The sequence below is a fragment of the Neobacillus paridis genome (genome assembly GCF_016765675.1).
Lineage (GTDB): Bacteria > Bacillota > Bacilli > Bacillales > Cytobacillaceae > Neobacillus > Neobacillus paridis.
The window spans coordinates 1-6,269 of record NZ_JAESWB010000082.1 but is presented as its reverse complement, the minus strand read 5'-3'; the positions used below and the strand labels follow the sequence as shown (position 1 = coordinate 6,269).

The window sequence follows — 6,269 nt, the reverse complement described above, 5'->3', positions numbered from 1 at the left end:
TCCCCTTGTTTTCACAGAGGATGCGCAGGATTGAAAACTCGGTGGGAGTAAGGGATAACGGCTTTTCGTTCAGAAAACACTCATGCGTGTTTATATTAATGACAAGGCCGGAGTGGACGATAACATTTTTGTTCTGCGCCGTTACTCCATTGTATTTTTTGTATCGGCGCAACTGCGCCTTGACCCGTGCAATTAACTCCAGCGGGCGAAAGGGCTTCGTTATATAATCGTCCGCGCCGATTGTCAGCCCTGTAATTTTATCTACCTCTGTATCTTTCGCGGTCAGCATGATAATGGGATAGGTATGCTTGTCCCTTATTTTTTGACAGATAGCGAAGCCGCTCGCGCCGGGAAGCATGATGTCCAATATGGCAAGGTCAAGCACGGTCTTATCTATACATTCCAACGCTTCTTTGGCGGTATAGTATTTGAAAACCGTATAATTCTCGTTTTTCAAGTATAGCTCAACCAAATCGGCAATTTCACGTTCATCGTCTACAACAAGTATTTTATCGCTCACAGTTATCAATCCTCCTATCTTAATAAATGAATGGTTTGCTTTTCTCAAGCGATATCTAATCCACGATCAAATAATAGAAATGAAAAGAAACCATCTTGTGGCATGATACCGCCTATTAGGGTCTTGTTGGTGGATAGCCATATTTATTTCTGTACTTTTTTCGTTCAGAGGTAAAATCCCACCATTGTTTATCAGAGTACTTGTTTTCCGCATAATGAACCACGAGCCTAAATTGATCCTCAACACAAGGATCTACTCTATGCCCACAATGAAGTTCAAATGAATCGAAAAGCTCAGCCCCGCTTTTACCTTTTAATTCTTCTAGGTTCAGGAACCCCAAAGTGACAAGATCTTCAGCGAATGCTGGACCTATTGAAGGTATTTGCTGAAACTGAGCACTGGCAATTACCTTTTTAGCTCGTTCTAAAGGAATGCCTAGCAGCTCGGACAAATATAACGGCTCTAATTTTGAAATGTCATCAAGCTTGATTTTATTCTTTCTCAATTCATTCTTTTCAGAAGAAGTGAGCATTAGTTTAACAGACATTGACACACCTCCAACTATGCGTATTTAGAACTTCAAATTTTAGAAAATTTAATCACAACATTACAAATAAGCGTCTGTTTGCGTAAGATCTTGAAATATTCTTTAAAATAACGTTAATTTTTGTGTAAAGGTCATTTCTATTGCTCTTAGCAGTGGATAATGTTACGGGAAGATAATTAAGAAATAAGGAACCTCTTCTTTTTAGACAAAAATGGTACTCCAACATTGGATCGTGTTTTTTCAAATAGAGAGATGAAAATATTCCCTAAATCCCAATCTCCCTTTTTCAGTAATTTTTACTGCACGTGTCTTTGGTAAGCGAACAATCCATTCTAATTCAAAAAGTCTGGTGGCAAGTTCCTCACCTAAAGCACCTGCAAGATGATGGTGTCGTTCGCTCCAATCAAGACAAGCACGAGAAAAGGATCGACGTTTTTTCCTTACTGCAGCTATATCAATACCGAAGTCTGCAAAGAATTGTTCGCCTTTGGAAGTCACTTTAAACTCCTTTTCCTCTTTTTCCAGATAACCAGCTCCCACCATTGATTCAGTTAACCCTACTCCTAATGATCCAGCCAAATGATCATAACAAGTTCTTGCATTCCGAATTGCCTTTAATTGTGAAGATTGCATTAACGAATTTACTCTGGGAGGTGGAGCAACCGACAAAAGGGTCTCTAAAATATTGGCGATTTCTTGATTTGCAAGCTGATAATAACGGAAACGACCATGCTTTTCAACAATAACACATCCAGCCTCCACCAATTTAGCGAGATGAAAACTGGCTGTTTGTGGTTTGATCGCAGCCATATAAGCTAATTCGCCAGCAGTATGAAAGCGTCCATCCATTAAACTGGTTAAAATCGCTGCTCGTGAGGATTCCCCCATAAGAGAAACAACTTCAGCAATATTGGGATTTACACTCATTATTTTTCCATCCCCTTGTACATTCTATATTTCGATGATAGTGGAAATATTTATGACTTACAAGTTCTTCCCCGGAATAGAGGAACTTCCCCATTTTTTTCTATTTTTTCTATTCTGTTCTGTATCGAATATTCTGACTATGTAAAAAAGATGTTCCTCATAGTAGAGAAAAGAGTCATAAGAAAAGACTTGAAATGTAGCAATTTTGGGACGGTGTTACAGTTAGGAAACCAACTGTATAGAGACTGGAAATCCTGTGGGTTTATGGGGTGTGGAATACAACTGAAAAGCGATTGGTGGTCGCATGAATCCAGTACGGACAAGAGATTGGGTAAATGTTGGACACATAGAAAAGGACTGGACCGCTGCTGGATCCAGCCCGAATTTTTATTGATTTTTATTTAAACAAACGTTTGATTAACTGTTGAAATCATCATTCCATAATTGGCCTTGTGGCTGTAAAGTAATGCCTCTAAATCATCTACCGCCACGGAAGCGCTTTTTCCATCAATACGATATTGATAGTTTGCCCGATTATATGTTCTTCCGAAGTATTCTATATCAAGAGAAATATCTTTTAAATAATACCTTTCACTTTCTTTGGATAGTTCCACTTCAATTGGATTGGAGTTATCATCATAAAACCTTATTCGCTGCAAGATGTTTTTTGCCTTGTCTTTTAAAACCACCGTTACCAGACTGTCATCCTGCTTAATAATCCTCCAATAAAAATCCATCAATCCGCTTGGTGGCATAGCGATAATAAAATTATCTTCATTCTCCTCAAGAATTTTGGATAGAACAACTCTTGCCTCCCTTCTAAAGCCATATTCATTTAAAAATTCTCTTTTTAGAAATGATATCGGTCGGTTAAAATAATCCTCAATTTCATAATCAAAGTCAAAAAACTTATAGCCCAGTTTGTCAGCCAACATTTTTCCTATAGTCGATTTTCCTACACAGGATACACCAGTAATCACAATTTTCACCCATTTTCCCCTCCAGACACGTCTTGATACCGTTAACCTGCTTTAAAACACAAAATACATAATTCGAACACATTGCTTTTTTTCGAATAGCCCTCAGAAAATTAATTTCGCTTTTGCAGCGGCAGTATGTCATCTATCATCATTTTCTCTAAATCCTGTTTGACTGCTTTCCAATAGGTTAGTTTCTTCACTGGATTTTCTGCAGATGCTTTGTATCCTTCGTAATCACTAGAGCGTTTCAGTTCCGCTTCACCACTTTGTTTGTCTTTTATTGGGTTATAGTTGGATACCAAATAAGCTAATTCATCTTCTTTAACATGCCATTTTTTTGAGAAGTTTTCTACTAGTTTGTAGCTTGTTTGCTGAATCATTTCCTCGAGTAAGATAGATACATTCTGTCCACGATATTCTTCTGGATTACGAAGAATATTGCTCCATAATTCCTTCATCAACTCTGCTAGTTTCTCATTGTTTTTCGCTAGGTCTGTTAAGTATTGCTCTACCTCTTTCATTGCTTTTTCATTTTGTTGTTGATTTGCGAATAATTCATTTTCTTCAGGTACAAAGGATTGAATCAGCATGAGAATATATTCGTAGTTGATTTCTTCGGTCTTAATCGATTCAAGCTCATACTCAATATCAATTTCAACTTCCTCAACATCAGGGTCTTGGGAATCGCTCCTTAATAGCTCAATCACATTGACATACTTCCCATTGAAAATCTCAATTTCTTCTGCAGTGATTGGAAAGTCTCGTCCTAGTAGAGACGCATCGTATTCACTATATACTTGAACAGATGCAAAAGCTTTATCTAATTGCTGGTACGCTTTCGCAAATTGTTTCATTTGTGGCCGTGTCATACCATCCACGACATCGGGCGTATTGGCAATTTTCCGTAGTTTCTCTATCGCTGAAATAAAGGCTTCTGATGCTTCTTTCCATTCTGGAGCTAAGACGACATTTTCTCCACCATTTGAATAGAGCACTAACGCTTCCTTCACTTTTTCTTCAAAAATTGTCGGTGTTTGGAACGTAACAATTTGCCCGTATTTCTTTTCTTTATCAAATAAACGATTCGTACGTGAAAAAGCCTGAATTAAATCATGGGGCTTCATCGGTTGGCGGTCTATAAAAAGTGTCGAAAGACTTGGAGCATCAAATCCCGTCAACAAACGATCCACGACAATAACAAGGTCTAGCTGCTCGGAACGAGATAAATACTTGTCCTTCTTTCGAGCTAAGCGATCATTGACATTCCGGTTGTAAGCACGAATGGTTTCAAGTGTGTAGCTTGTACCATACTCGTCATTATAATCACGTAATGACTCCTTCATTTTGTCCTGGTTGGTGATGGATACTTCTTCATTTTCTGAAATCGAATAGGTGATTGCGATTTTAGGGAAGTCAGGTAATACACTTTTTGTTTTTTCGCTAATGGTAATAGACGATTGACCCGCTTTCACTTGCTTGAATAGATCATAATAGGCTTGCGCTTGGGCAATCGATGAAGTTGTTAATATTGCAGAATACGTTTGGCCCGCACCCTTTTGGAAACCAAGCTTCATACGAGAGCGATTGACGATTGAATCAATCACTTTAAGCATATGTCGTTCGTCTAAGTAGACACTTTTTGGTAATTTTTCTTCTTTATCCTTCTTGGTCAAAGAAGATACATCAAGGTCTGGTTCAACCTGTTGCAGAACATCATTAACGGTCTCTTCTGAAATCGTGCTTTTGTATTCCACTTGGAACCCAAGGACGGCTGTGTCATGAATTGCTTCTTTTACTGTGTATTCATGTAATCGCTTGCCATATTGTTCTTCTGTCGTACGAGCTAGATTGCCCAAAGCTTTCTTCGCATTTTCCGCAAAAATCGGTGTCCCTGTAAAGCCATACCAAAGGGAATAAACAAAGAACTCCTCAATCTCTTGCTTCTTCTGTGGAGAAACAGCACGATGGCATTCATCGACAATAAAGGCAATTTTAAGTCTATGTAAGGCTTCTGCTTTCTTGTCGCCTTTTCCATTAAACCGCTTCATAACATAATTCAGCTTTTGGATGGTTGTGATGATAACAGTTCGGTCGGGTGATAATAGTTTTTTAATTAAATCATTTACATTGTCCGTTTCATCAATATCGATCACGTCATGTTCTGCATAAGATTCAAAGGATGATGTTGTCTGTTGGTCCAAGTCTACACGGTCAACAATGAATATCGTTTTCTGAATAGAAGGAATCGACAGCAAGTTACGAGCGACTTTATAGGAAGTCAGTGTTTTTCCTGAACCAGTCGTATGCCAAACATACCCTGATTCTTGACGCTTAGAGGCTTCTCTTACCGCTTCAATTGCATGAATTTGATAGGGACGCAGCACAATTAGAGCCTTTTTGTCTTTATCGATGACGGTATACTGTGTCACCATTTTATGTGCCATTGGAATCGACAAAACATCCCGTGCAAAGTCCAAATATTGATTCACGGGTGCATTGTCTTTATCGACCCATTTTACTAAGAACTGCTCATTTAGTTTCGTATCGGGGGCAGCGGCAATGTAGCGGGTATCGGTTCCATTCGTCACAACAAACATTTGCAGGGAAGAGTAAATTCCAGTGAATTTTCCTTCCTTCGAGTATTTCTTGACTTGGCGAAAAGCGTCCATAAACGGGTGTGTACGATTTTTTAATTCGATATGAATCATCGGTAGCCCGTTAATTAAAAGCGTCACATCAAAGCGGCGATTGCGATCCTCTATATTTTTCTTATCGCTTTCGAATTGATTGATCACTTCATAAGAGGACATTCCACCTGCAATATCGGCACGATTAATCACTTTCAAACGAATTGTACCAAGTGTCGCGTCCTCCCGTTGCACCTGTACTTTTGCAATCCCATTCTCGCCAGCCAACCACTTCGCTGCCTCATAAGGACTCGAAAACTGAAGCTGGTTTTTGACTTGGCGAAACTCTTGATCCGTTAACGGTACCTCATTCAGAACGTCCTTATTATTTTGCTCTAACTTATTGCGGACATTTTGCCACAGCTGTTCTTCCGTACGTAAATCATTGCGATACGTCCATTGCGATATTCCACTTGTTAATTGATTGATTAAGTTCTCTTCTAATACTGATTCAGCGGTAAAATTGATTGACATATATTCACCTCGTTACTGCAAAGGCTCCAGCTTAATTTCCAAAAATCTACTTTTAAAAAAGTATATCATAATAGGCCGATAGAATTAAGGTGATTCTACCTATTTTATGCTTGGGAACAGCGTAAGTTGGGGGA

The 6,269-nt window shown here is 38.8% G+C and carries 5 protein-coding genes; all 5 read right to left on the bottom strand.

All coding sequences use genetic code 11. From position 1 onward, the window contains the following. The coding region (locus tag JK635_RS05960; protein ID WP_202653072.1) for a response regulator transcription factor at positions 1-520 on the bottom strand (520 nt) is incomplete at its 3' end. A gap of 115 nt (positions 521-635) precedes the next feature. After that, complete coding sequence (locus JK635_RS05955; RefSeq protein WP_202653071.1) at positions 636-1,067, bottom strand: helix-hairpin-helix domain-containing protein; 432 nt, start codon at positions 1,065-1,067, stop codon at positions 636-638. Positions 1,068-1,307: 240 nt separating this feature from the next. Next, on the bottom strand, positions 1,308-1,994 hold the full coding sequence (locus JK635_RS05950) for an ArsR/SmtB family transcription factor (protein ID WP_202653070.1): 687 nt from the start codon (positions 1,992-1,994) through the stop codon (positions 1,308-1,310). A 401-nt stretch (positions 1,995-2,395) separates the two neighbouring features. Then, positions 2,396-2,983 (bottom strand): shikimate kinase, encoded by a 588-nt coding sequence (locus tag JK635_RS05945; RefSeq protein ID WP_202653069.1) that lies wholly within the window; start codon positions 2,981-2,983, stop codon positions 2,396-2,398. A 101-nt stretch (positions 2,984-3,084) separates the two neighbouring features. Then, positions 3,085-6,135 carry a type I restriction endonuclease subunit R gene (locus JK635_RS05940; RefSeq protein ID WP_202653068.1) on the bottom strand — a complete coding sequence of 1,017 codons (3,051 nt, stop codon included), beginning with the start codon at positions 6,133-6,135 and terminating at the stop codon, positions 3,085-3,087. Positions 6,136-6,269: the final 134 nt, after the last annotated feature.

Coding starts and splice junctions, on each gene's coding strand:
- JK635_RS05955 (WP_202653071.1), bottom strand. CDS start 1,067: ATGTCTGTTAAACTAATGCTCACTTCTTCTGAAAAGAATGAATTGAGA.
- JK635_RS05950 (WP_202653070.1), bottom strand. CDS start 1,994: ATGAGTGTAAATCCCAATATTGCTGAAGTTGTTTCTCTTATGGGGGAA.
- JK635_RS05940 (WP_202653068.1), bottom strand. CDS start 6,135: ATGTCAATCAATTTTACCGCTGAATCAGTATTAGAAGAGAACTTAATC.